This is a genomic window from Roseivivax sediminis (assembly GCF_900112685.1).
GTDB classification, from domain to species: Bacteria; Pseudomonadota; Alphaproteobacteria; order Rhodobacterales; family Rhodobacteraceae; genus Roseivivax; species Roseivivax sediminis.
In genome coordinates, this window is the sequence record NZ_FOMS01000004.1 from 297,414 (window position 1) to 320,497 (window position 23,084).

Below are 23,084 nucleotides of genomic sequence, written 5' to 3' on the forward strand. Positions count from 1 at the left end.
GCCCACCACAAGCCATGGCGCGGGGCGACCAGCCCCGCGCCGCGCCCGAGCCTCGCCCCGCGAGGGCGCCTTGGCGATGTCCTTCTCCGCACAGCCTCTGTCCGGGGCTTGCAAGATAAAACGCCCACCCCAGGCGATGCGCCAGCGCCCCCGCAGTCTCGGGCGCGGCACTCCCCAAGGCGCTCGCCAGCCCACGCATCCGCGCCCCCGCGACGCACGACCGGCTTTAAACCCGCCCCGGAACGCTGTACTCAGGCGAAAATCTCGCGCGTTCCCAGCGCCGCAGCTTATATGAGCGTCATGACCCCACTCTCGCGCATCCGCAACTTCTCCATCGTCGCCCATATCGACCACGGGAAATCCACCCTGGCCGACCGGTTGATCCAGCTCACCGGCACCGTCGCGGAGCGCGACATGCAGGACCAGCTGCTCGATAGCATGGACATCGAGCGCGAGCGCGGCATCACCATCAAGGCCAACACCGTCCGCATCGAATACCCGGCGAAGGACGGCCACACCTACGTTCTGAACCTCATCGACACGCCCGGGCACGTCGACTTCGCCTACGAGGTCGCGCGCTCCATGCAGGCGGTCGAGGGCTCGCTGCTGGTGGTCGACGCAACGCAAGGGGTGGAGGCGCAGACGCTCGCCAACGTCTACACCGCGCTCGACGCCGACCACGAAATTGTGCCGGTCCTCAACAAGGTCGACCTGCCCGCGGCCGACACCGACCGCGTGCGCGCGCAGATCGAGGACGTTATCGGCATCGATGCCTCCGAGGCGTGCATGATCTCCGCCAAGACGGGCGTCGGCATCCCCGACGTGCTCGAGGCCATCGTCACCAAGCTGCCCCCGCCCGAGGGCGGCGATCCCGACGCGCCGCTCAAGGCGATGCTGGTCGATTCCAAGTACGATCAGTATCTCGGCGTCATCGTCATCGTCCGCATCATCGACGGCACGCTCAAGAAGGGCGACCGCATCCGCATGATGAAGACGGGCGGCACCTACGACGTCGACGACGTCGGCATCTACCGCCCCGCCATGACCCATGTGAAGGAGCTCGGCCCCGGCGAGATCGGCTATCTCAACGCCTCGATCAAGCAGGTGCGCGACACCCGCGTCGGCGACACCATCACGCACGAGAAGAAGCCCTGCGCGCAGGCCCTGCCCGGCTTCAAGCCTTCCGTGCCGGTGGTGTTCTGCGGCCTCTTCCCGGTAGACGCCAACGACTTCGAGGACATGCGCGAGGCGATCGAGAAACTCGCGCTCAACGACGCCTCCTTCACCTACGAGATGGAGACCTCGGCCGCGCTCGGCTTCGGCTTCCGCTGCGGCTTCCTCGGGCTTCTGCACCTCGAGGTGATCCGCGACCGGCTCGAACGCGAGTACAACATCGAGTTGATCACCACCGCGCCCTCGGTGGTCTACCACCTCTACACCAAGGACGGCGAGCGGCGCGATCTGCACAACCCCGCCGACATGCCCGACATGACCCATGTCGCGCATATCGAGGAGCCGCGGATCAAGGCGACCATCATGGTCCCCGACGAATATCTCGGCGACGTCCTGAAGCTCTGCCAGGAGCGGCGCGGGATCCAGCTCGACCTGACCTATGTCGGCGGGCGCGCGATGGCGGTCTACGATCTGCCGCTGAACGAGGTCGTCTTCGACTTCTACGACCGGCTGAAATCGGTGACCAAGGGCTACGCCTCCTTCGACTACGAGATGACCGGCTACCGCGAGGACAACCTCGTGAAGATGCAGATCCTGGTGAACGACGAACCCGTCGACGCGCTGGCCATGATGGTCCACCGCGACCGGGCGGAGATGCGCGGCCGCGCCATGTGCGAGAAGCTGAAAGAGCTGATCCCGCGCCACATGTTCAAGATCCCGATCCAGGCGGCCATCGGCGGCAAGGTCATCGCCCGCGAGACGTTGTCGGCGATGCGCAAGGACGTGACGGCGAAGTGCTACGGCGGCGACGCGACCCGCAAGAAGAAGCTGCTGGAGAAGCAGAAGGCCGGCAAGAAGAAGATGCGCCAGTTCGGGAAGGTCGAGATCCCGCAGGAGGCGTTTATTTCCGCCTTGAAGATGGACAGCTAAGCTGTCCATCTTCAAGGCGAGTGGGCGAAAGCGAATGGCGCAGCCGATCGCGCGCCCACACGGTGGGGGTGGGCGCCTGATCTTGCGTGCTTTGCCGCCCCGTCACTGCTGGCCTGTCGCCGTTCATACGGTCTTTCGCTGCTACGATCTCACTATGCGGCTACCGAAGCGTTTCCCGGACGCCACCCACATCCGGCACCGCCGCAGATGCATCGCGAGACCCGCCCCACCACGGATGTGAACGACGTCGCCGCCCGTGCACGCCGCGACGCAGCCTCCCAGTGGCACCTACCGCCCCCGGGCCGCCATCCTATCCGGGCACCCGGTCCACCGCGGTTTTGTCGAAATCCTCGATCTGCGGCTCGTAGCCCTCGTAGCTCGGCTCGCCGCCCTGTTCGGTACGGCTGTCGGCGTCGCTGTCCAAACGCGCCATCTCCTGCAGCATCTGCCGCTCGAGCATCAGCAGGAAGCGTTCGAGCTGCGCCGGATCGGGGTCGCTGCTCTCGATATAGGACTTCGCGCGCCGCATCGCCTGCTGCTTGCGCGGCGCCGGCACGGCCGACAGATCGCGCGACGGATCGGTGTCAGGCCGGTGGATCGTCCAGCGCGGCCCGCCGAGATAGACCGCCGCGAACATGAGCTTGGCGCGCACCGGCTCCGTCCCGCCGGCGATCAGCGCGTCGTAGAACATGCGGTGGACGTCGGGCCATTCGGCCTTGTGAAAGGCCGGGCCGGCCTCGTTGCCGACGCCGCAATAGGCGTCGTGCACCGCCGCCGCGCCGCGCACCTCCGGCGCCGTCGGGCGCCCCACGATGGGCACGAAGATCGGCGGGATCGAGGCGCCGTCCGTGAGCGTGCCCGCCGGTGCCACCCAGGTCCGCCCGGTGCCGTCGGCAAAGCTGACCGCCCGCGCCATCGGGTAGAACGTGTAGGACCGTCCCGGCAGCCTCCGCGGATCGTCGCGAAGCTCCACCGGCGCCCCCTCGAAAGCGCAGGTACCGGGCGCGCCCGTCAGGCAGATATTGGCCGGGTCGCGGACCTCGTCCTCGGTCAGAAGGTGGGTAACGTCGCAGGCCGGCAGCGCCAGGCACAGGGCGAGAAGAGGCAAGGCTCGGGTCATCGGGAAATCCGGTCGGTCGTTCAAACTTGCCCGATGGAAACACGCGGATGACGCAAGGGCAAGCGCCCAGTGCGCTCAGCCCAGCGTGTCGAGAAGCCCGTCCGCCGCCCGCTCGACCAGGTCCAGCGCGCCGTCGAAATCGCGGGTGTGGTAGGGGTCGGGCACGTGGTCCGCGTCGTCCACGTAGTCTGTGAACATCGTCACGCGCGCCTGCGCCCCGTCCGGCGCCATCCGCGCGAGGTGGGCGAAGTTCCTGTCGTCCATCGCCACGATCAGGTCGAACCGGTCGAAATCGGCGCGCGTCACCTGCCGCGCGCGCAGCGGCGACAGATCGTAGCCGCGCGCCCGGGCGGCGTCCTGCATCGGGCCGTAGGGCGGGTCTCCGATGTGCCAGTCGCCGGTGCCGGCGCTGTCGAGCTCAAGCGCGATCCCGCGCGCGGCGGCCTTCGCGGCGACCACCGCCTCGGCCGAGGGGGAGCGGCAGATGTTGCCGAGACAGACGAAGAGAATACGGTGCGTCATGCGCGGTGACATAGCGGCGCGACGGCAAAGGGGAAAGACCATGCAGCAGGGCAAGATCGTCATCCTGACCGGCGCGGGGATCTCGGCCGAGAGCGGCCTCGGCACCTTCCGCGATGCCGGGGGTCTCTGGTCGCAGGTGCGGATCGAGGACGTGGCGACGCCCGAGGCCTTCGCCCGCGATCCCGCCCGCGTGCACGATTTCTACAACGGGCGCAGGGCGCAGGCGGCTTCGGCGGAGCCGAATCCGGCGCACCACGCCCTCGCCCGGCTGCAGGCACGTCATCCCGGCGGCGTGGTGATCGTCACGCAGAACGTCGACAACCTGCACGAGCGCGCCGGCGCCGAGGTGCTGCACATGCACGGGGAGCTTGCTGCCGCCCTCTGCGCACGCTGCGATCACCGCTGGCCCGCGCCCGAGGAGATGGGGGCGGATACCCCCTGCCCCGCCTGCGGCGCCCCTGCGGCACGCCCCGACGTCGTGTGGTTCGGAGAGATGCCCTACCGGATGGAGGAGATCGCCGGCCACCTTCAGGACGCCGCGCTCTTCGTCGCCATCGGCACCTCGGGCCAGGTCTACCCGGCGGCTGGCTTCGTGGAGGAGGCGCGGCTCTGCGGCGCCGAGACGCTGGAGCTCAACCTCGACGCCTCGGACGTCTCCCGCGCCTTCGACCGGCACGCCGTCGGCAAGGCGAGCGAGATCGTCCCGGCCTGGGTGGAGGAGGTGCTGGGCGGGGCCTGAGAGCAGCACGCCCGGCGCAAGAGCACCGGACGCGCGGATGCTCAGCCGTCGTGGCCCTGCATGTCGTGGCCGTCACCGTGCTCGTGCGCGCCGTGATCGGGCTGCCGCTCGTTATCGACGGGGATCTCGATCACCATCTCGCCAGCGTTCTCGAAGGTGAGCGTCACCGGGATCGTGTCGCCCTGCTCCCACCCCTCGGTGAGGCCCATGAACATCACGTGGTCGCCGCCCCGCTCCAGCGCGTGAGTGCCGCCCGCAGGAATGGCGAAGCCGCCCTCCACCGGACGCATCAGCATCATGCCGGTGTCGTCCTCCTGATGGGTGTGCAGCTCCACCTTCGCGGCGGCCTCGGAGGCGACTGAGACCAGGCGGTCGTCGCTGTCTGTGTCGTTCTCGATCACGAAGAAGGCCGCGCCGCTCTTGGCGGCGGGGGAGGCGCTGCGCGCATAGGCGTCGGTCAGCGTGATGTCGGCGGCGGCGGCGGTCGCGGTCAGGGCCAGCGCGGCGCCGGCCAGAAGGATCGGTTTCATCAGTGTCTCTTTCGCGTTCAGGTCGTTCGGGAAGCTCGGGTCTCGAACGATGCACGCGGCGGGCCCCGTGCCCGTGGCGGCAGGCCGGCCCGGCAGGTGACGGACCCGGCCTCGGGCGGCCGCGCCATGCGCCGGGGCAGCGCCATCGGCGCGGGCAGCACCGGCGGCCCGACCGGCGCCCCGAGCAGCGCGGCGGCGGCATCGGGGCAGAGCTGGCTGTGCCGCACCGGATCGCCCTCGGCATCGAGCGTCACCGTCACCACGGCCAGCCCGCGGCACAGCACGACCTCTCCGGCCGGGGGCGGCAGGCCCCGCGCGACGGCCATCTCCACGCTCGCCAGGGCGAGCCAGAGGCCGAGCAGGAAGGAAAGAAGGCGGCGCGTCATGGCACCCGGATGCCAGAGCCGTGTGCACCCCGCAATGCGGCATCTCGCACGCAAAGATACCATGCTGGACGGCGTTGCGCTTGCGGGCTGCGATGCCGGGTTTCCGAGGCCGCTCTCGTCCGCCCGGAAAGTGACGCGCTCCGACAGTTCGATGGAAGCACCGGGGCGGACCCGACCCATAGCCTCGTCAGGACGCGCCCCTGAATCGATGGCCGGAGGCCTAGAGGGGCTGCGTGCCGCACCAATGGACGGTCATTCCGAGCTCCGCAGCCAAACACGCCTTCGCCAAAGCCGCATTCCGGGCCCCGTCGGCATCGCTGCCATAGGCGACCTGGATGTGGTTCGCCTTGTGGCGCGCCATCAGCGCATCGCGTCCTTGACCGTCCAGAACGGCATGCATGATCGGCCACTGAGGTGTCGTGCTGTCGCGGCGGCGCCGGGATTCCGCAGCTGGAAGCGAGACGGCGCGTCCGGTGCCGATGTCCATGTGCAACCCACCGTCCGCTACATAGACCCGGCTCCAGACGAGATGACCGGACTTGGCCACGCCCGTCACGGTGCCGCCCCCGAGCCGGAAATACATAGGCGGCTGTCGGTGGCTTTCGGTACCGGCGAACCCGCCCTCGTGGTGGGCGGGCGGAGTTGCACCCGATATCTCGAACACCCAGACGAAACCATCCACCGTGCCCGTCGGATCCTCGGCACCCCAGCGGACATCATGCAACGTCGTCTCGGCCGGTTCACCGAGCGCCCGATGCACGCGGTCGGTCAGGATCGCGTCGACGCCGGCGCATTCGTCCACCTCGTTGAAATGCGGGATCGACCGCCCCTCGCGTATAGGGACACCATTGCGATCCGGAGCGATCGGGCGCTCGTCGTTGTTGAAGAGGCCCTCGGCGAGGTCTGAGGCGGGGAGCAGGTCCTTCAGGCCCTGCTGGTACTGTATTCCGATGGCCTCGCACCCGAAATCATCGGCGATCCGGGCCGCCGCCACGTAGAGACGGAGTTGTTCGATCACCTGCTCGCGGGTCAGCTCCGTCTCCGGATCGGAGCCGAAATGGAATGTCATTCCGCGGTCCTCGAGCCACTCGAGCGCGGCTTCGGCGTGGGCAGGATCGACCTGCTGCGTCTCGTGATAGAGGGCCGATTGGGACAGACGCTCCTTGAATAATCCGAGCGGCGCAAGCAAGTGATCCGGGATCATCGCGTTCATCATGCCCATGCAGCCCTCGTCGAATACGCCGAGGATCGCCTTGTTGCGTTTCAGATCCCCGGCGATGCGGGCGGCCGTCTCGCGCAGACCGCTCTCGGCCCAACTTGGATGAAATGCTCGGACATGGGACAAGTCGTGTTCGAGATGGCCGGTCTCGAGCCAGGTCCTCAGCCCCTCGCGGAAGAAGTCGTCGTCGAAGGTCTCGCTCCATAGGGTTGAATAGTCCCGCCCCATGGCCGTGAGCGACCCGTTGAGATTCAGCATTCCGACAAGGCCGGGCCATTTCCCCTGCCAGTTCGCGACCGTCAGGATCGGGCCTTTGTGCAGCAGGAGACCCGGCACGACGTGATGGGAATATTGCCATGCGGCAATGGCGATGATCACCGGCGCTTCGGGGTCGATGTCGGCGAACGCATCCATGCCTTCGCGCTGCGATGCGAGAAAACCGTGCCCGGCGTCCGTCGCGGGATGGCCGCGCCGGATGGAGCAGCCGGCGTCAGAAACGGCGCGCGACAGCTTTTCTTCCATCTCGGCCTGGGCGGGCCAGCATTCCTGGTTGGCACTCTCGCGCAGGTCGCCGGGGGCGAAGAGCAGGATCTCTTTCTTGGTCATGCCGACTGCATCTCCTTAGAATAGGTCGCGAAATCCTCCTGCATGCGAAGGAAGACCCGGTGTTTGGCATCGTGGAAGCGACGTGTCTCGGCGCGGGGTTCGATACGTTCGGCGGAACCGCTCAGCGCGGCCATCGCGGTATCGAGGCTGCCGCCTGTCGCCGCGGCGCGCCCCAGCATGGCCGAGCCGAGCAGCACCGGTTCCTCTGCCGCCGGTACGATCACGGGCACGCCGCAGATATCGGCATGTTCGCGGACATAGAGAGCCGACCGCGCCAGCCCCCGGTCACGACCAGCGCCGACACCGTCACGCCCTTCGCACGCATCGTGTCGAGCATCTGCCGGGTGCCGTGGGCCAGCGCCTGTATCCCGGCGAGGTAGAGCCGCGCGAGGTCGTCCTCGTCCATCGACAAGGTCAGGCCGCTGATCGCGCCACGTCGGGTCGGATCGGCCAGCGGCGCACGGTTGCCCAGAAAATCGGGCTGGACGTGGAGCCGTTCGGTCAGGCGGTGGCTGCCTTCTTTCCCGGCCATGCGGTCGATCCTTTCGGCGAGCCGGTCGTAGAGCGAACGTCCTGCCCTCTCGGCCGCTTCGCGCGCGGACGCGGAGGCGGCGTGGCCCTCGACAAGTCTGTCCAGAAGAGCTCCCGCGGCGCTTTGTCCCGCTTCGAGCGCCCAGGTCCCGGGCAGAAGCGCGCCGTGATATGGCCCCCAGACCCCGGGCACGAAGACCGGATCCTGCGTCAGAGCGATGTGACAGGCGGAGGTTCCCGCGATGAGCGAGACGCGCCCGTCCATATCCGCATCTTTTCCGGCAAGGAGAACCCCGAGCGCGCCGGCGTAGGCGTCGATCAGGCTGGCCGAAACTTTTGTTCCGACTGGCGCGCCCAGATGTGCGGCAGCCTCAGGCGCCAGCTCGCCCACGGCCGTTCCTGGCGGCGCGAACTGCCGCCCGATGGGGGCGAAACCGTCGCGGGACAGGGTCTCGAGGCCAATCCGCGACAGGAATTCGGGATTCCAGCCTTCGCCGGCATACCCCCTCTCCGCCTGGTAGAGCCACTTGCAGACGGCCGAACAAACCGAGCGTGTCCGCGATCCCGTCGCCATGAAGGTCAGCCAGTCGGGAAGATCGAAGAATTCCGCCTCCCGCATGCGATCGGGAAACGTGCGGTGCAGCCAGCGCAGCTTGGGCATCTGCATCTCGGCCGAGACGGACCCGCCGACATGGCGCAGCACATCGTGACCGGTGGCATCGATGGCTTCCGCGTCCGGGATCGCACGGTGGTCGAGCCAGGCGATCGTGTCGATCTCCGGGTCCACCGCCGTCGAAACCCCGCCGCTGCCGACGACCACGAGGCTGCAGGTCGCATCGAAGCCGATTCCGACGATATCCACGGATCCGGCCAGCGAGAGCGCCTCGCGTGAGGCGCGTCCTACGGCCTCCCAAATCCCGGATGAGCGGTATTCCGCATGATCGTCGCCAGGGCGGAGCAGCTCGAGGTCGCAGGCGGCGGTAGCCAGCAGGCGTCCGCTCTCGTCCACCACTCCGGCGCGGGCGCTGCCGGTGCCGACGTCTATCCCAAGGTAGGCGTTCATTCGGATCTCCGTTCGCTTCCGGTCGGAGGGAAAAGGGCAGCCGGTCCCGGCGTCCGGCGCATTGCGGCGCTCGCGGGCGTCAGAGACCCGGATGTTCTCTCGGTGCAGTGCGGGTGGTGACGGCATCACCTTCGGCAGTGCGGTCCGTCGATCTGCGCGCGACGGGCGCGTTCACTACTCAGATCCTCACGGCGCGCTGTATCGCGCTGCCGAGGTGGCGCACGAGAGCCTCCTCGGCCGCGTCTGCGTCGCGGCCCGCAATCGCGTCGATCACCGCGAGATGTTCGTCCATGACCGAGACGACCAGTTCGGGCAACATTCGCGTATCCTGGTGGCGGATGAGTCGGATCTTGATCGAGTTCACGCGGTAGATGGACGAGATGAGGTCGTTTTGAAGGCAATCGACCATGCGGTCATGCGTGTCCCAGTCCAGTTGCTGCGCGGATGCGAGAAGTTCGGGAGTGACGCCTTTCTGCGCGGCGTCCCGGGCCTCCAGATGCCGTTCGCGCAACTCCGCGATCTCCTCGTCGGTCGCCACCTCGACGAAGCCGCGCACGGCCTCTTTTTCGAGGATGACGCGAAGCTGGAAGGCATTGCGGATGAGCCCAATGTCGACGCTCAGTATCTGCAGGCCCCGATGCGAGACCGTACGGATGAGGCCATCCGCTTCGAGCCGAGGAATCATTTCGCGGACGGCGCCGAGCGACATTCCCGTCAGCTCCACGAGCTCCCGCTGCGAGACGAACTGTCCCGGAACGATATCCCGGGACAGCAGGCGTTCGGTGAACTTGTCGTAGGCTTGTGCTCGAAGCGTCATCGTGCCCCCCCGGTGATCTCGATTTCCTGCTGCCTTAACACAGCTAGCACATCGGCAAGGCGGTTCACCGCTGCGACATCAGCCTGACTGAGCGGCAAACGGGTCCGGGTCCAGGCCGGATCACTGCGCATCGCACCGACCAGCGCCTTGACCATCGGCGTGACCGGCACGGTCACCACCTCTTCGACGAAGGCGTCGAGCGCCGGATCGGCCTGGCCCTGCCGTACCATGGCACCCACGCGGCGGGGAACCAGGTTCGCCATGCCGCTGATTGCGCCCGCACCCCCGAGAGGCGCGGCACGGGCCAGCGATCGCTCGTCTCCGATCAGGATCGCCAGATCCTCCATAGGGAGCAGCTTGGACGTCAGGGACCAGTCGCCGCCGCTGTCCTTCACGCCGAAAATCGCGTCTCCACAGGTCTGCTTGATCCGCCGCACGGTCTCCGGGGCGAACCCGACCGCAGTCACCTGCGGAATGTGGTAGAGGATGATCTGCGGCTGCGCGTCCGAGACGCGGGCCACGAAATCGGCGACCCAGTCGTGCAGCGCCTCGGCCGTAATGCCCTTGAAGTAGAACGGCGGCGCGAGAAGCAGGCGCCGCACGCCGCGCTGGAAAACCATCCGCGCCTGGGTCTCCGCCATCTCGAGGTCGCTGGCCGCGATTCCCGCCGTAATCCGACTCGGCGCAATGCCTGCATCGAGAACGGCAGACAGAAGCTCTTCGCGGTCCCGCAGGCCGAGCGACGAGCCCTCCCCGGTGGTTCCGAAGAGCGTGATACCGTCTGCCCCCTCCTCTATCACACGCACCGCGTGACCGGCGGCGCGCTCGCAGTCGACCGCGCCGGTCTCGGTGAAGGGCGTCACCATCGCAGCGGAGACTCCGAAGAGATGTGCCCGAGGTGCGGCACCGGTCGGCTTGGCGGCGATGGTGGTAGTATTCATGGCGGACTCCAGATCTGCAATTACTAACATGTTGCCGTGTTGACACCGATTGTTCAAGTGATAAGTTGCGTCTCGTATCGAGGAGCAGGGAGGGCTTGGCGATGGACGGAACAGCGATCAGGTCACGCATTGCCGACATGCTTCGGGATCTGCCCGAGGCAGCACGAAGCGCGCTCGTCGATCCGGTTCCTCCGCGCAATCTCACCGACTGGTCGACCCTCGGGCCCGAGTGCCCCGGCGCGCTCTTCTGCCCGCGCGACACGGCGCAGGTCGCGGCCGTCCTTGCTGCCGCGAATGCCGCCGGGATCCCGGTCGTGCCGCAGGGCGGGCTGACGGGCCTGTGCGGCGGCGCACGTCCCATCGCAGGAGCCATCGCCCTGTCGCTCGAGAAGATGTCCGGGATCGAAGATCTCGACGAGGCATCCTCGACCATGACGGTTCTTGCGGGCACGCCGCTTGAGACGGTGCAGCGCGCGGCCGAGGCGGCAGGCTTCTACTTCGCACTCGACCTCGGCGCGCGCGGCTCTTGCGCCATCGGCGGCAACGCCTCGACCAATGCCGGCGGCAACCGCGTGATCCGGTACGGCATGGCGCGAGACCTCATACTCGGGGTCGAGGCCGTTCTGCCCGACGGCACCGTTGTCGATGCGCTCTCGAAGCTGATCAAGAACAACACCGGCTACGATGTCCGCCAGCTTTTCGTGGGCTCGGAAGGCACGCTGGGGATCATCACGCGGCTCGTGCTGCGGCTGCACCCCAGGCCCGGCTGCACCCACGCGGCGATCTGCGGTCTGGCCGACTATGACTCGGCCCTACGCCTGCTGACGGGCGCGCGCCGAAAGCTTGGCCCGACTTTGTCGGCGTTCGAGGCGATGTGGCCCGATTACTGGGAGGTCGCCTGCGCCGTTCCGGGCGTCCGCGATCCGCTTTCCGGCCCCCATGCGAACACCGTCCTGGTCGAGGCTCAGGGCACCGACGAGACGGTGGACGGGCCGCGCTTCGAGGCGTTTCTCGAAGAGATGTTCGAGCAGGGCGTGATCGAGGACGCGGCCCTGTCGCAGAGCATTGGGGATGTGCAGGCCTTCTGGGGCGTTCGCGATGCCTGCGCGGAATTCAAGACGACGCTCGGGCCGCACCATGCCTACGATGTCGGGCTGCCCACGGGCGCTATGGACGACTTCGCCCGTGCCTGCCGCACGGCCATCGCCGAGGCGGTGCCCGGCGGCCGCTCGGTCTTCTACGGCCATATCGGCGACGGAAACCTGCACCTGCTGGGCTGGCAGCCCGGTGCCTCTTCGCAACCCGGCCAGGCGCTCGACGAGGCGGTCTACGCGACCGTGCGCGACTTCGGCGGCTCGGTATCGGCCGAGCACGGGATCGGCACGACAAAGAAGCCCTACCTCGAACATTCGCGCAGCCCCGAGGAGCTCGAGGTCATGCGCCGGATCAAGCGGGCGCTCGACCCGAACATGATCCTGAACCCCGGCAAGGTGATCGACGCATGAGCGTTTTCAGAGCCATTGAGGCGAATTTCGAACGGTATCTGCTTGCGGGCATCTTGCTCGGGCTTGTCGCGATCCTCGCCGCCCAGGTCGTTTTCCGCTACCTCGTCGGCTCTCCGCTCGTCTGGTCGGAGGAGCTTGCCCGTTACCTGCTCGTCTGGTGTACCTTTGTCGGCGTCAGCCTCGCCGTCCGAGAGGGGCGCAACATCTCCGTCGACCTGCTTCCGGTGCTTGCCGGCGCGCGCTGGATGCGGGCCTTCGGCGTCCTGGCCCTTGTCGGCTCCGCCATCTTCTTCGCGCTGATGGTCTGGTACTCGGTCCCCCTCACGCAGAGGATCGCGCGGATCGGGCAGACCTCTCCGGGTCTCGGCATCCAGATGTGGATCGTCTACGCCGCGGTGCCCGTCGGCATGAGCCTTGCCCTTCTGAGGGCGATCCAGGCGCTCTTCGGCATCGTCCGCGGCGACCCCGTCCCGGGCCTCGACGAAGGCGAGCCGTCCGTCATCCACGAGGAGGTCTGAGCCATGGTCGCCGTCTACTCGCTCGCCTTCTTCCTCCTCGCGCTGCTGCTCAGCATCCCGGTCGCCTTCGCGCTCGGCTTCGCGGCCTTCCTGCCCGGCTGGATCGGCGCACCGACCAACGCAGGTCAGGTGGTACGCTCGGTCGTCACGGCCCTCGACAGCTTTCCGCTCCTCGCGGTGCCGCTCTTCATCCTCGCAGGCGAAATCATGACGCAAGGCGGGCTGGCCAAGCGCCTGTTCTCGTTCGCCGATGCCATCTTCGGACGGTTCCGCGGCGGGCTGGCGATGTCGACCGTGGCCGCTTGCATGCTCTTCGGAGCGATCTCCGGCAGCTCGCCCGCCACCGTCGCCGCGATCGGCTCGATGGCGGTGCCGCTGCTCACAGCGCGGGGATACGATCTGCGCTTCGCCACGGCGCTCGTCACCGCCGCAGGCACGCTTGGCGTCATCGTTCCGCCCTCGATCCCGATGATCATCTACGGCATGGCCGCGCAGGTCAGCGTGTCGGCCCTCTTCATCGGCGGCATCATTCCCGCCATCCTCATCGGCGGCCTGCTCATGGTCTACGCTCACCTCTACGGGCGCCGGAACGCGGATCGCATCACCTCGGATGCCGGCAAGGTGAGCGCGTGGTCGGCGCTGAAGACGAGCTTCTGGGCGCTCGCCGCGCCGATCTTCGTCCTCGGCGGCATCTATGCCGGTGCCTTCACCCCGACCGAGGCCGCCGCCATCGCCTGCGTCTACGGCACCTTCGTCGCGATGGCGATCTTCCGCGAACTCACGCCGCGCGGCATGGGCGCGGTCCTGGTCAACACCGCACTGACGATTGCGCCGATCCTGATCATCGCCGGCACGGGCGCGGCGCTCGGCCGCGTTCTGACCCTGTTGCAGGTGCCAAGCGCGCTCGGCGAGTTCGTCGGAGGGGCGATCGACGATCCGATCATCCTTCTTCTGATGATCAACCTGATCCTGCTGGGGGTGGGGATGGTGATGGAGACGCTCTCGGCAATCATCGTCCTTACGCCGATACTCCTGCCGGTCCTCGCGCCCTACGGCGTCGATCCGGTGCATTTCGGGCTGATAATGGTGGTCAACCTCGCCATCGGCTTCGCCACACCGCCTGTAGGCGTGAACATTTACGTGGCGAGCGGGATCACCAAACTTTCGGTGCTACAGATCTGTCGCGGCCTCGTCGTGCCCGTCGCGCTGCTGATCGTGGGCCTGCTTGTCGTCACCTACGTGCCCGGGCTCACGCTCTGGCTTCCGACGCTCGCCGGATGATCCGGCGGCATTTATCCACCAAAAGGGAGAGAGACGTTGAAACTAAAGACCTTCACGGCATCCGCCGTCATCGCGCTGGCAACCGGCCTGCCCGCGGCCGCTCAGGACTACACGATGATCCTGGCCCATACACTCAGCGACACCACGCATCCGCTCTATCAGGCGTTCGAGAGGATCGCCGAGGAGATCGAAACCAATTCGGACGGCCGCATCGACGTGCAGCACCAGCCCGGCGGCGCGCTCGGCGGCGACCGCGAGCTGATGGAGTCGATGCTTCTGGGCGATATCCAGTTCGTGCCCACCTCGACCTCGGGCGCGGTGCAGTTTGTGCCGGAATTCGCCGCGTTCGAGATCCCCTACGCTTTCCCGACCGATACCACGAAGCTCAAGGCGATCCTCAACGACAGCGATTTCACCGCGGCTCTCGAGGAAAAGCTGGCCGAGCAGGGCATGGTCTTCGGCAAGTTCTACAATGGCGGGTTCCGCCAGCTGACAACGTCGGGCACCGCGGTCCATACGCCCGCCGACATCAGCGAGAACAACCTGCGCATCCGCGTGCCGGAAAACCCGTATTCCGTCGCGACCTGGGAAGCCATCGGCGCGGCGCCCACGCCCATCGCCTTTCCCGAACTCTACGGCGCGCTCCAGCAGAACGTCGTCGACGGACAGGAGAACCCGTTCGGCCATATCCTGTCGCAGCGCTTCTACGAAGTGCAGGACTACCTGACCACGACGAACCACATCCTGCTCGCCAACGTAAACCTCATCAATAAGGAGTGGTACGACAGCCTGCCGGAAGACCTGCGAGAGGTCGTCGACCAGGCGCTCGAGGATGCCGAGGATTTCCAGTGGCAGCTTCAGGACGAGATGCTGGGCGAGCAACGCGCGGCGATCGAGGAGGACATGGAGATCATCGACCTGACGGATGAAGAACTCCACCAGTTCCGCGACGCGACTGCTCCCATCGAGCAAAAGGTGCGCGATGAAATCGGCGATGAGATGGTCGACGTCCTCAAGAGCTCTATCGAAGCCGGTGAAAGCTAGGTTGGATTGGTCTCGCTAGAGTGTACCGGGGTGGGGCTCGATGCGCTCCATCTCGGCCTGAGGCGGTCCCCATTTCCCGGGCGGATTGACGGCGCTGCCAAGCTTGCCTGTTGATCATGCCGCCGTCTTCAGACCGGGGCCCTGATGGGCCTCAGGGTTCGTCCGCCGAGCGCGCAATGTGGGCGCTCGGTGTTGTAGAAGTCGATCCACCTGCCGATGCCTGACCGCGCTGCGGACCCTGTTTCGAAGGCGTGCAGATAGACGCATCCGTGTTTCAGGGAACGCCATAGCCGCTCGGGCATGACGTTGTCCGTCCAGCGCCCGCGTCCGTCCATCGAGACCGTCACCGCCGCGCCAAGCAGGATCTGCGTGAACCGCGGGCTGGTGAATTGGCTGCCCTGGTCCGTGTTGAATATCTCCGGTCGCCCGTGGAGCCGGAGAGCATCTTCCAGTGCCTCGATGCAAAACTCCACGTCCATCGTGTTCGACAGCCGCCATGCCAGCACCCGGCGCGTCGCCCATTCCATGATCGCGACCAGATTGAGGAAGCCGCGCCGCATCGGGAGCGCGGAGGATCAGTCAACGGTCCGGGAGATCGTTGCCAAAACGGCCGCTGGCGGGCTCAATTCTGCCTCTTGGGGGCGAATTGAGCCCGCTTCGTTGACCGTCTCCCTTGAGGATTGTCCACATAAGAAAACCCCGCTGCCACGGACGGCAGCGGGGTTCATCGTTTCCACGCGATGCGCGATCAGGCTTCGGCGACCGGCGCGGTCTGCGCCTTCGCGATGTCCTGCTTGATCTTCAGCGCCTTCGGCGACAGGTCAGCGTCCTTCGCCTTGGCGAGGAACTTGTCGAGCCCGCCGCGATGATCCACCGAGCGCAGCGCCGACGCCGAAATGCGCAGCTTCACGCCGCGGCCGAGCGCCTCTGATTGCAGCGTCACGTCGTTGAGGTTCGGCAGGAAGCGGCGCTTCGTCTTGTTGTTGGCGTGGCTGACGTTGTTGCCAACCATCGGCCCTTTTCCGGTCAGTTCGCAGACACGCGACATGGGGTTTTCCTCGTCTCTTTGCGAGGGATCGCGCCCCCGCCAATATCAAAGGGCGCCGCGACTGGCAGCGCCCGGGAATCTGGTCCGCTGGCGTGTAGGCACATTGCGCGCCCGCGTCAAGGGCGGAGCCACCCGCCAGGCGCCCGAACGGCGCCCCGCTCCATAGCGCCGCATTGACTCGGCGCACCGCGCCGTGCGCTCTGGCAGACGAAACCCCCGTCTGCAAGGAGACCGCGTGAACCAGATCCTCTCCGGCGTGTGGCCGCTCCTTCTCGGTATCGTCCTGATCATGCTGGGCAACGGCATGCACTTCACGCTCATCGGCCTCCGCGGCGGGATCGAGGGGTTCTCGGCCACCGAGCTGGCCATCGTCACCTCGGGCTATTTCGCGGGCTTCCTGGCGGGTGCGCGGGTCAGCCCGGTGATGATCCGGCGCGTCGGGCACGTGCGGGTCTTCGCCGCGCTCGGCAGCTTCATGTCCGCGGGCCTCATCGCCTTCCCGCTGGTCACCGAACCCTGGGCCTGGACGATCCTGCGCCTGCTGATCGGCTTCTGCATGTCGGGGATCTACGTGACCGCCGAAAGCTGGCTCAACGACGCCTCCACCAACGAAACGCGCGGCAAGGTGCTCGCCGCCTACATGATCGCCCAGACGCTCGGCATCATCGGCGCGCAGGGGATCCTGACGCTCGGGGACGCGGGCACATCGGTGCTGTTCATCGGCGCGTCGATCCTGGTGTCGGTCTCCTTCGCGCCGATCCTGCTGTCGGTCTCGCCCGTCCCGGCGGCCGAGGTGGCGCGGCCGATGCCGCTTCTGTCGCTGTTCCGCAGCTCGCCGCTCGGCACCGTGGGGATCTTCCTGCTCGGCGGGGTCTATGCCACGCAATCGGGCATGGGCGCGGTCTTCGGCACCCAGATCGGCATGAGCGCAGCGCAGATCTCGCTCTTCGTGGCAATGCTCTTTGCTGGCGCGCTGGTGCTGCAATATCCCATCGGCTGGCTGTCGGACCGCATGGACCGGCGCCGGCTGATCTTCGGCGCCGCGCTTCTCGGGGCGGTGTGCTGCGGACTGGCCTGGCGGGCGGAAGACACGCTCTGGGCGCTGATGGCCGCCGCCTTCCTCGCCGGAGGCGTGACCACGCCGCTCTACGCGCTGTTTCTGGCCTATACCAACGACGCGCTGCCGGCCGAGGACATGCCGGCAGCTTCGGGCGGCCTCGTCCTGACCTTCGGGGTCGGCGCGATCCTCGGGCCGATCGTCGCCGGCGCGGCGATGCAGCGGCTCGACCCGTTCGCGTTCTGGCTGACCCTGGGCGGCACCTTCGCGGGAATCGCGCTCTACGCGCTCTACCGCATGACCCGCCGCGCCTCCGTCCCGAGCGGGGAGACCGAGAGCTATCTCGGCGTCGTGCCGACCGCCTCCCCCGTCGCGGTGGAGGCCGCCGGCGCCTGGGCCGCCGAACAGGCGGAGGCCGAGCGCGAGGCGGACACCTGAGAGGCGCTCGGGATGCGATCCCGAGCGCTTCGGTGCGACAGGGTGCGTCTTACCCTCGACCTCCTTCATAGGCGGCGTCGAAGAAGTCGAGTTCCAGCGCCACGGCCCTCAGGAAGAAGTCGTGGCAGATGTCCGGCGCCGTCGGCCCCACCCGGTCCAGCTCCGAAGCCAGGAACGCAACGAACTCCCGAAACTCGGGGTTGTTGTGAAGAACGATCCACTCGGCATGCACGAAATTCGGCGGCAGGGCCTCCGGCGCCCGCGTAGCCCAGTCGCAATACAGCCCCTCGGCGACGTTCAGCACAGCCAGCACCGCCGCGTAGGACCGGGTCGCGGCGGCCTCCTTCATGATCGACTGGAATCCTGTCGTGGGCTCGGCATTCGGGATCGCGGCCCGATCCTCCTCCGTCACCCCCAGGCTCTCGAAGGCGCGCAGGAAATAGGTGTTTTCCTCGCCCGATATCGTCCCGGCGAAGCGCCCGAAGCGGAGCCGTGCGTCGAACGTATCGGCCGACGCGATCGCCGCGCCAAGGAGCGTCAGGAAACTGTCGAGGAAGCGGTGATCCTGAACGAGGTAGTAGGCCATCACCGCGTCGCTGACGGTCCCGGCGTGGAGTTCGGTCACGAACCGGTGCTCCACGGCCTGCGTCCAGGTCGGCTCGCTGGCCTGTATGAGTGTGTCGGTGAATCGCTCGGTCATGGTACTGCCCTTTCTTGGCTGGCAGCGAGACCGTTCAGTCTTGTCATCGGGCGGCCTCGCAAAGAGGCCGGCAAAGGCAGGCGCATAACTCCAATCCCTTCGCCGGCATGATCCGGATCAGGTTCGAAGGGTCACCGCGCTGCATGCGCGAGCGGTTTCTCAGCCCCTTGTCGAGGCTCCCCTTGGTGGGCGCTTCCATAACCGGGAATAGTGCCGCTGTCACCGGTTCCTGAAGACGGATCGCCGCAGTCACGGACGAGTCGCTCACCGGGGCGGCTGACCTCCGGTCCAGGCCCTCCGCTCGTAGGGTGGGCAATCTGCCCACCCACCGCGCTCACGCCCCCAGATACTCCCGCAGTAGCGTCTCGGCCGCCACCGCCGCCGTCACCTCGCCGGCCTCGACCTCGGCGGCGAGCCGCGCCATGGCGCCCTTCACCGGCTCGCGGCGGAGCCTCGCGAGCAGCCCCTCGCGCACCTCCGCCTCGAACCAGTAGCGCGCCTGGCCCGCGCGCCGGGCCGCCCAGTGCCCCTCGCTCCGCCGCCACTCGGCGAGCGCGGTCATCTCCTCCCAGACCTGCGCAAGCCCCGCTTCCTCCGCCGCCGAAACGGTCATCGCCTTGGGAAACCCCTCGGGGTCCTGCGGCCGCTTGCGCAAGAGCCGCAGCGCCCCCGCATAGTCCGAACAGGTGCGCGTCGCGGCCGCCTTCAGCTCCCCGTCCGCCTTGTTGACCAGCAGGATGTCGGCCATCTCCATGATGCCGCGCTTGACCCCCTGCAACTCGTCGCCGCCGCCCGGCGCCAGGAGCAGCGCGAAAAGGTCGGTCATCTCGGCCACCACGGTTTCCGACTGGCCGACGCCCACCGTCTCCACCAGCACCGCGTCGAAGCCGGCGGCTTCCAGCAGCGCGATCGCCTCGCGGGTGCGGCGCGCCACGCCGCCCAGATGCGATTGCGAGGGCGAAGGCCGGATGAAGGCGCCCTTCTCGCGCGACAGCCGCTCCATCCGCGTCTTGTCGCCCAGGATCGACCCGCCCGAGCGCGCCGAGGACGGGTCCACCGCCAGCACCCCGACCTTGCGGCCCGCGGCCGTCAGCATCATGCCGAAAGCCTCGATGAAGGTCGACTTGCCCACGCCCGGCGTGCCCGACAGGCCGATCCGCAGCGCCTCGCGCCCGTGCCCGACGGCGTTCAGCCGCTCCATGAGGTCGGTCGCGCTGTGCCGGTGATCCTCCCGCCCGCTCTCGATCAGCGTGATCGCGCGGGCCAGCGCGCGCCGCTCCCCGGCCAGAACCCCTCTCGCCAGATGCTCGATGTCCATGCGCGCTCCTGTCCCGCCCCGGATGGGCGCCGCCGTTTCTGCCCGCGGGATGCGCCCTTGTCCAGCACTGCCGGTCCGCGCTCGGCGGACACAGACATTGGTCTAGGGCACGGAACGGGCACACCCCGCGCGCGCGTTCCCTTGCTGTCTGCAAAGGGAGGAGACAGATGCACAGAACTCTCGCGACAGCCGCCGCCATCGCCGCGCTGCCCGTCCTGCCCGCACTGGCCCAGGACGTCGACCCGGGCCTTGCCTACAACAACAATTGCCGCACCTGCCATTCGCGCGACGAAGGCGACAACCGCCTCGGCCCCAACCTCTACCAGATCGTCGGTCGCGATGCCGCCGCCGCCGAGGGATACCAGTACAGCAACGCGCTCGCCTCGGCGGACTTCGCCTGGGACGAAGAGCGGCTCGACGCCTGGATCGAGAACCCCGACAACGTCCTGAACGGCCACAAGATGAAGCCGTATTCCGGCATTGCGGAGGCAGAGACCCGCGCCGCCATCATCGAGGCGCTGAAAACCGACGATTGATACCTTGCCGTCCCGCGCCTAGCCCGGCGAGGCGCGGGACGGTCACCGGCCTACCGGTCCAGCCCCGCGTCCACGGCGTAGCGGATCATCTCGCTCGTGCTCTTCGCACCGAGCTTGCGCTTGACCGCCGAAGACGTGTTCGCCGCGGTCTTGTAGCTGATGTGCAGCGCGTCCGAGATCGCCTGCAGCGAATGGCCCTGGCTGATCAGCCGCAACACTTGATGCTCGCGGTCCGTCAGGGCCTGCAACGGATCGCCCGGCGCGCCCGAGCGGGTCATCGCAACCGACACCGCCATGTCGTGAGACAGGTAGGGCCGCCCGGCTTCCAGTGCACGGACCGCGTCGAGGAAATCGTCGGGCCGGGAGTTCTTGGACAGGTATCCATGGGCGCCCGCCGCCAGCGCCTTGGCCACGAAGGCGGTCTGCTCGTTCATCGAGAAGATCAGGATGCGGGCCTCGGGCGCCCGCCGCAGCAGTGGTTCGATCAGCTTCAGCCCGCCGACCCCCGGCAATCCGAGATCGAGAACCACGAGGCCGGGCACTTCGGCGGAGGCGAAGGTCAGCGCCTCGGCTTCCGTGTGGGCGTTCAGGATCCGGTCGTAGCCCAGCTCTTCCAACAGCTGGCCGCAGCCCAGATGCGTGACCGGGTGGTCGTCGACGATCAGGCCGGTTTTCAAGATGCCACCGCCAGGGCGAGGCCGCGCGCCGCCGGCACCTCTTGCGGCATCCGCGCGTCGAGCCGGGCGCCGCCCCCGGCGCCGCGCCCGATCGCGAGCTGCCCGCCGAGGGATCCGATGCGGTCGCGCATCCCCGTCAGTCCCCGTCCCTCGTCGGCATCCGCAGCAATGCCGGAGCCGTCGTCCTCCACGACAAGCAGAAGGTCGGAAGCGTCGGCGGCCAGCTCCGCGCGGATCCGGTCCGGCGTGCCATGGCGCAGCGCGTTGGTCGTCGCCTCCTGGAAGAACCGGTAGACGGTCAGGTCGACGCTTTCGTGCGTCCGGGGCAGATCGGCGGGCAGGTGCACGTCCCAGTCGATATCGGGATGCGTCCGCCTGAAGGCGTCGAAGAGGTCCGCCACCGCCTCCAGAAGCGGCAGCTGTCCGATGGCCATCGGCCGCAGCGTCGTCAGAAGGCGCGCGTTCGACGCCTGGATCTGCTCGACGATCTCGAGGATCGCCTCGGCATCGGCCGCCCGTTTCGCATCGCCCGAGGCGCGCGCGCCGCGCAAGAGCGCCGACGCCTTCACCTTCAGCCCGAAGAGGCAGGGGCCGAACTCGTCGTGCAGCTCCATCGCGATGGCGCGGCGCTCGTCGTCGCCAAGCTCGACCACGCGCCGCGCGAGGCGGGCGCGCTCCGTATCGGCCCGCGCGAGGCCCTCGGTCAGCGCGTTGAACCCCTCGAAGATCGGCGCGAGATCGCGGCTTGCGGGGCGCGCCACGCGCGCGGCCAGGTCGCCGTCGCGCAGCCGCCGCATCGCCGCCCGCAGCGCATCGAGCGGCCCGAGCGCGCGCCGCACCAGGAACCCGAGCAGAAGCACCTGCAGAAGCACCGTCGCCATTACGATCCAGATCAGTTTCGTCGCGTCCTTCCAGACCTCCGCGATCTCGTCGGCAGGGGCCGTCGTCATGGTGACGAAGCCGTGCACCGTTCCGTTTGCGCGCACGGGGATTCGGGTCTCGCGCGGGCGCGGCTCCACCAGCCGGGTGAACCAGTCCGGCACCGCCCCCATCTCGTCCTCCTCGGCCACTGCGGGACGGACGTTCACCGGCCCGCTCTGCGCATCGAGAAGCACGATATCGACGTGCCGCGGCTCCACGATGATCTCGGACAGTCGGGTCATCACGTCCCGCGACGCCCCGTCGCGCAGCGTCGCCCCGACCGCGGCGAGCACCATGGCGCGCGCGCTCTGCTCGCTCGCGGCGATCTCCACCTCGACCGCCTCGCGCGCGTTGCGCACCAGCGTCGTGGCCCCCAGCGCAAGGCCGGCGCATTGCACCACGACGACGCAGAGCAGGATCTGGCGGCCGAGCTTCATGCGCCGGAACATGTCGTCCTCCCTCGGATCGCTGCCGAGCTTATCCGCTCGCTTTCGCGCCGTCGACTGTCCCGCGCCGGACCGGGAACATTCGGCAAGTCTTCCGGGACGTTATCCCGCAGACATTTGGGACGCGCGGCGATCCCGCAGGGTGCTAGCCATTGGGTGAGGAGAAGAGACTCGTGACATTCCAGGACATCGACGCACTCGATCCCAAACTCCCTGTTCGGACCGCGTCGGGCGCGCATTGCGCCCTGCCCGCCATGTTTCATCGTCTCTCCACATGTGCGGCAAAACTCCGTCCCGGCACGACGCGCGTCTCTTCTCCCCGGTCGCATCGCCGCCTTCGGCCCTCGATGAGCGGTCCGGCAGCCCACCCCGGAAAGAGAGGTTCCGCATGCTGAGACTGGCCTTACTCGCATCCCTTGCCGCGAGCCCCGCCCTTGCCAACAAGGTCTTCGTGTCGAACGAGCGCGGCAACACCGTGACCGTTATCGACAGCGACACCTGGGAGGTGATCGAGGAATTTCCCGCCGGCAACCGCCCGCGCGGGATCACCATCTCGCCCGACGGCACGAAACTCTATGTCTGCGCCTCGGACGACGACACCGTGCGCGTCTTCGATACAGAGACCTACGAGGAACTTTACACACTGCCCTCGGGCCCGGACCCGGAGCTTTTCGTGATCCACCCCTCTGGCAACCCGCTCTACATCGCGAACGAGGACGACAACCTCGTCACCGTGACCGACACCGAGACGCGGCAGGTTCTGGCCGAGGTGCCGGTGGGCGTGGAGCCCGAGGGCATGGGGATCAGCGCCGACCGGAAATACGTGGTCAACACCTCCGAGACCACGAACATGGCGCATTTCATCAACACCGAGACCTACGAGATCGACCACAACATCCTCGTCGACCAGCGCCCGCGCTACGCGCAGTACACCGCGGACGGCACCCGGCTTTACGTCTCGTCCGAGATCGGCGGCACGGTGTCGGTGATGGACATCGCCGAGGACGGCACCCCGACG

The 23,084-nt window shown here is 67.7% G+C and carries 21 protein-coding genes, 2 pseudogenes and 1 riboswitch; of the genes and pseudogenes, 9 read left to right on the forward strand and 14 right to left on the reverse strand.

Annotated elements, in window-relative coordinates; genetic code table 11:
• The first annotated feature begins 300 nt into the window (after window positions 1-300).
• On the forward strand, window positions 301-2,103 hold the full coding sequence (gene lepA / locus F3H57_RS08760) for a translation elongation factor 4 (RefSeq protein ID WP_149755522.1): 1,803 nt from the start codon (window positions 301-303) through the stop codon (window positions 2,101-2,103).
• A gap of 310 nt (window positions 2,104-2,413) precedes the next feature.
• Here lepA and F3H57_RS08765 read toward each other — a convergent pair whose 3' ends face one another.
• Window positions 2,414-3,223 (reverse strand): DUF1353 domain-containing protein, encoded by an 810-nt coding sequence (locus F3H57_RS08765; protein ID WP_149755523.1) that lies wholly within the window; start codon window positions 3,221-3,223, stop codon window positions 2,414-2,416.
• 75 nt (window positions 3,224-3,298) lie between these two features.
• Complete coding sequence (locus F3H57_RS08770) at window positions 3,299-3,745, reverse strand: low molecular weight protein-tyrosine-phosphatase (RefSeq protein ID WP_149755524.1); 447 nt, start codon at window positions 3,743-3,745, stop codon at window positions 3,299-3,301.
• Window positions 3,746-3,785: 40 nt separating this feature from the next.
• Between F3H57_RS08770 and F3H57_RS08775 the strand changes: the two genes are divergently transcribed.
• Window positions 3,786-4,484 carry an NAD-dependent deacylase gene (locus F3H57_RS08775; RefSeq protein ID WP_149755525.1) on the forward strand — a complete coding sequence of 233 codons (699 nt, stop codon included), beginning with the start codon at window positions 3,786-3,788 and terminating at the stop codon, window positions 4,482-4,484.
• Between the two features lie 41 nt (window positions 4,485-4,525).
• Here the strand turns inward: F3H57_RS08775 and F3H57_RS08780 are convergent, their stop codons facing one another.
• The 6 genes and pseudogenes from F3H57_RS08780 to F3H57_RS08805 all read right to left on the reverse strand — a co-directional run bounded on the left by F3H57_RS08780 (window position 4,526) and on the right by F3H57_RS08805 (window position 10,577).
• Complete coding sequence (locus F3H57_RS08780; protein WP_149755526.1) at window positions 4,526-5,014, reverse strand: copper chaperone PCu(A)C; 489 nt, start codon at window positions 5,012-5,014, stop codon at window positions 4,526-4,528.
• A 17-nt stretch (window positions 5,015-5,031) separates the two neighbouring features.
• Window positions 5,032-5,400 carry a hypothetical protein gene (locus F3H57_RS08785; protein WP_149755527.1) on the reverse strand — a complete coding sequence of 123 codons (369 nt, stop codon included), beginning with the start codon at window positions 5,398-5,400 and terminating at the stop codon, window positions 5,032-5,034.
• 220 nt (window positions 5,401-5,620) lie between these two features.
• A complete protein-coding gene (locus F3H57_RS08790) occupies window positions 5,621-7,141 on the reverse strand; it encodes a fucose isomerase (RefSeq protein WP_223163017.1) in 1,521 nt (506 codons plus the stop codon).
• 80 nt (window positions 7,142-7,221) lie between these two features.
• A pseudogene (locus F3H57_RS08795) lies at window positions 7,222-8,945 on the reverse strand (FGGY-family carbohydrate kinase).
• A 52-nt stretch (window positions 8,946-8,997) separates the two neighbouring features.
• Window positions 8,998-9,636, reverse strand: coding sequence for a GntR family transcriptional regulator (locus F3H57_RS08800; RefSeq protein WP_149755529.1), 639 nt, complete (start codon window positions 9,634-9,636; stop codon window positions 8,998-9,000).
• A complete protein-coding gene (locus F3H57_RS08805) occupies window positions 9,633-10,577 on the reverse strand; it encodes a dihydrodipicolinate synthase family protein (RefSeq protein ID WP_188129639.1) in 945 nt (314 codons plus the stop codon). Before F3H57_RS08805 ends, F3H57_RS08800 begins: the two co-directional genes overlap by 4 nt.
• A gap of 101 nt (window positions 10,578-10,678) precedes the next feature.
• Here F3H57_RS08805 and F3H57_RS08810 point away from each other — a divergent pair, with 101 nt between their 5' ends.
• Genes F3H57_RS08810 through F3H57_RS08825 form a run of 4 tightly spaced genes read left to right on the forward strand, consistent with a single transcriptional unit; the run spans window position 10,679 to window position 14,925 of the window.
• A complete protein-coding gene (locus F3H57_RS08810; protein WP_149755531.1) occupies window positions 10,679-12,082 on the forward strand; it encodes an FAD-binding oxidoreductase in 1,404 nt (467 codons plus the stop codon).
• Window positions 12,079-12,600, forward strand: coding sequence for a TRAP transporter small permease (locus F3H57_RS08815; protein WP_149755532.1), 522 nt, complete (start codon window positions 12,079-12,081; stop codon window positions 12,598-12,600). Before F3H57_RS08810 ends, F3H57_RS08815 begins: the two co-directional genes overlap by 4 nt.
• Before the next feature lie 3 nt (window positions 12,601-12,603).
• Window positions 12,604-13,881: a TRAP transporter large permease gene (locus F3H57_RS08820; RefSeq protein WP_149755533.1), complete on the forward strand. Its 1,278-nt coding sequence runs from the start codon at window positions 12,604-12,606 to the stop codon at window positions 13,879-13,881.
• A 36-nt stretch (window positions 13,882-13,917) separates the two neighbouring features.
• Window positions 13,918-14,925 (forward strand): TRAP transporter substrate-binding protein, encoded by a 1,008-nt coding sequence (locus tag F3H57_RS08825; RefSeq protein ID WP_149755534.1) that lies wholly within the window; start codon window positions 13,918-13,920, stop codon window positions 14,923-14,925.
• 128 nt (window positions 14,926-15,053) lie between these two features.
• On the opposite strand, the pseudogene F3H57_RS08830 reads toward F3H57_RS08825, so the two are convergent.
• Together F3H57_RS08830 and rpmB are read right to left on the reverse strand one after the other, a co-directional pair.
• Window positions 15,054-15,491: pseudogene (locus F3H57_RS08830) on the reverse strand (transposase); the annotation flags it as partial.
• Window positions 15,492-15,673: 182 nt separating this feature from the next.
• Window positions 15,674-15,973 (reverse strand): 50S ribosomal protein L28, encoded by a 300-nt coding sequence (rpmB, locus tag F3H57_RS08835; RefSeq protein WP_149755535.1) that lies wholly within the window; start codon window positions 15,971-15,973, stop codon window positions 15,674-15,676.
• Between the two features lie 235 nt (window positions 15,974-16,208).
• Between rpmB and F3H57_RS08840 the strand changes: the two genes are divergently transcribed.
• Window positions 16,209-17,468, forward strand: a complete 1,260-nt coding sequence (locus F3H57_RS08840; protein WP_149755536.1) for an MFS transporter — start codon at window positions 16,209-16,211, stop codon at window positions 17,466-17,468.
• A 49-nt stretch (window positions 17,469-17,517) separates the two neighbouring features.
• On the opposite strand, the gene F3H57_RS08845 is transcribed toward F3H57_RS08840, so the two are convergent.
• Together F3H57_RS08845 and meaB are read right to left on the reverse strand one after the other, a co-directional pair.
• Complete coding sequence (locus F3H57_RS08845) at window positions 17,518-18,168, reverse strand: TenA family protein (protein WP_149755537.1); 651 nt, start codon at window positions 18,166-18,168, stop codon at window positions 17,518-17,520.
• Window positions 18,169-18,244: 76 nt separating this feature from the next.
• Window positions 18,245-18,361: riboswitch (TPP riboswitch) on the reverse strand.
• A gap of 141 nt (window positions 18,362-18,502) precedes the next feature.
• On the reverse strand, window positions 18,503-19,486 hold the full coding sequence (meaB, locus tag F3H57_RS08850) for a methylmalonyl Co-A mutase-associated GTPase MeaB (RefSeq protein ID WP_149755538.1): 984 nt from the start codon (window positions 19,484-19,486) through the stop codon (window positions 18,503-18,505).
• 167 nt (window positions 19,487-19,653) lie between these two features.
• Here meaB and F3H57_RS08855 point away from each other — a divergent pair, with 167 nt between their 5' ends.
• Window positions 19,654-20,022 carry a c-type cytochrome gene (locus F3H57_RS08855; protein WP_149755539.1) on the forward strand — a complete coding sequence of 123 codons (369 nt, stop codon included), beginning with the start codon at window positions 19,654-19,656 and terminating at the stop codon, window positions 20,020-20,022.
• Between the two features lie 50 nt (window positions 20,023-20,072).
• On the opposite strand, the gene F3H57_RS22165 is transcribed toward F3H57_RS08855, so the two are convergent.
• The gene (locus F3H57_RS22165; protein WP_188129640.1) at window positions 20,073-20,699 is read right to left on the reverse strand and encodes a response regulator; all 627 of its coding nucleotides are present in this window, start codon (window positions 20,697-20,699) and stop codon (window positions 20,073-20,075) included.
• The gene (locus F3H57_RS08865) at window positions 20,696-22,069 is read right to left on the reverse strand and encodes a histidine kinase (RefSeq protein ID WP_149755540.1); all 1,374 of its coding nucleotides are present in this window, start codon (window positions 22,067-22,069) and stop codon (window positions 20,696-20,698) included. Before F3H57_RS08865 ends, F3H57_RS22165 begins: the two co-directional genes overlap by 4 nt.
• Before the next feature lie 385 nt (window positions 22,070-22,454).
• Between F3H57_RS08865 and F3H57_RS08870 the strand changes: the two genes are divergently transcribed.
• A partial coding sequence (locus F3H57_RS08870; RefSeq protein WP_149755541.1) for a PQQ-dependent catabolism-associated beta-propeller protein occupies window positions 22,455-23,084 on the forward strand: 630 nt, incomplete at its 3' end.

Bases quoted from the DNA above. Each gene is read 5' to 3' on its own strand.
- F3H57_RS08790 (WP_223163017.1), bottom strand. From the start codon at position 7,141: ATGGAAGAAAAGCTGTCGCGCGCCGTTTCTGACGCCGGCTGCTCCATC.
- F3H57_RS08775 (WP_149755525.1), top strand. From the start codon at position 3,786: ATGCAGCAGGGCAAGATCGTCATCCTGACCGGCGCGGGGATCTCGGCC.
- meaB (WP_149755538.1), bottom strand. From the start codon at position 19,486: ATGGACATCGAGCATCTGGCGAGAGGGGTTCTGGCCGGGGAGCGGCGC.
- F3H57_RS08820 (WP_149755533.1), top strand. From the start codon at position 12,604: ATGGTCGCCGTCTACTCGCTCGCCTTCTTCCTCCTCGCGCTGCTGCTC.
- F3H57_RS08815 (WP_149755532.1), top strand. From the start codon at position 12,079: ATGAGCGTTTTCAGAGCCATTGAGGCGAATTTCGAACGGTATCTGCTT.
- F3H57_RS08780 (WP_149755526.1), bottom strand. From the start codon at position 5,014: ATGAAACCGATCCTTCTGGCCGGCGCCGCGCTGGCCCTGACCGCGACC.
- F3H57_RS08810 (WP_149755531.1), top strand. From the start codon at position 10,679: ATGGACGGAACAGCGATCAGGTCACGCATTGCCGACATGCTTCGGGAT.
- lepA (WP_149755522.1), top strand. From the start codon at position 301: ATGACCCCACTCTCGCGCATCCGCAACTTCTCCATCGTCGCCCATATC.
- F3H57_RS08855 (WP_149755539.1), top strand. From the start codon at position 19,654: ATGCACAGAACTCTCGCGACAGCCGCCGCCATCGCCGCGCTGCCCGTC.
- F3H57_RS08765 (WP_149755523.1), bottom strand. From the start codon at position 3,223: ATGACCCGAGCCTTGCCTCTTCTCGCCCTGTGCCTGGCGCTGCCGGCC.
- F3H57_RS08845 (WP_149755537.1), bottom strand. From the start codon at position 18,168: ATGACCGAGCGATTCACCGACACACTCATACAGGCCAGCGAGCCGACC.
- F3H57_RS08800 (WP_149755529.1), bottom strand. From the start codon at position 9,636: ATGACGCTTCGAGCACAAGCCTACGACAAGTTCACCGAACGCCTGCTG.
- F3H57_RS08805 (WP_188129639.1), bottom strand. From the start codon at position 10,577: ATGAATACTACCACCATCGCCGCCAAGCCGACCGGTGCCGCACCTCGG.
- F3H57_RS08770 (WP_149755524.1), bottom strand. From the start codon at position 3,745: ATGACGCACCGTATTCTCTTCGTCTGTCTCGGCAACATCTGCCGCTCC.
- F3H57_RS08785 (WP_149755527.1), bottom strand. From the start codon at position 5,400: ATGACGCGCCGCCTTCTTTCCTTCCTGCTCGGCCTCTGGCTCGCCCTG.
- F3H57_RS08865 (WP_149755540.1), bottom strand. From the start codon at position 22,069: ATGTTCCGGCGCATGAAGCTCGGCCGCCAGATCCTGCTCTGCGTCGTC.
- rpmB (WP_149755535.1), bottom strand. From the start codon at position 15,973: ATGTCGCGTGTCTGCGAACTGACCGGAAAAGGGCCGATGGTTGGCAAC.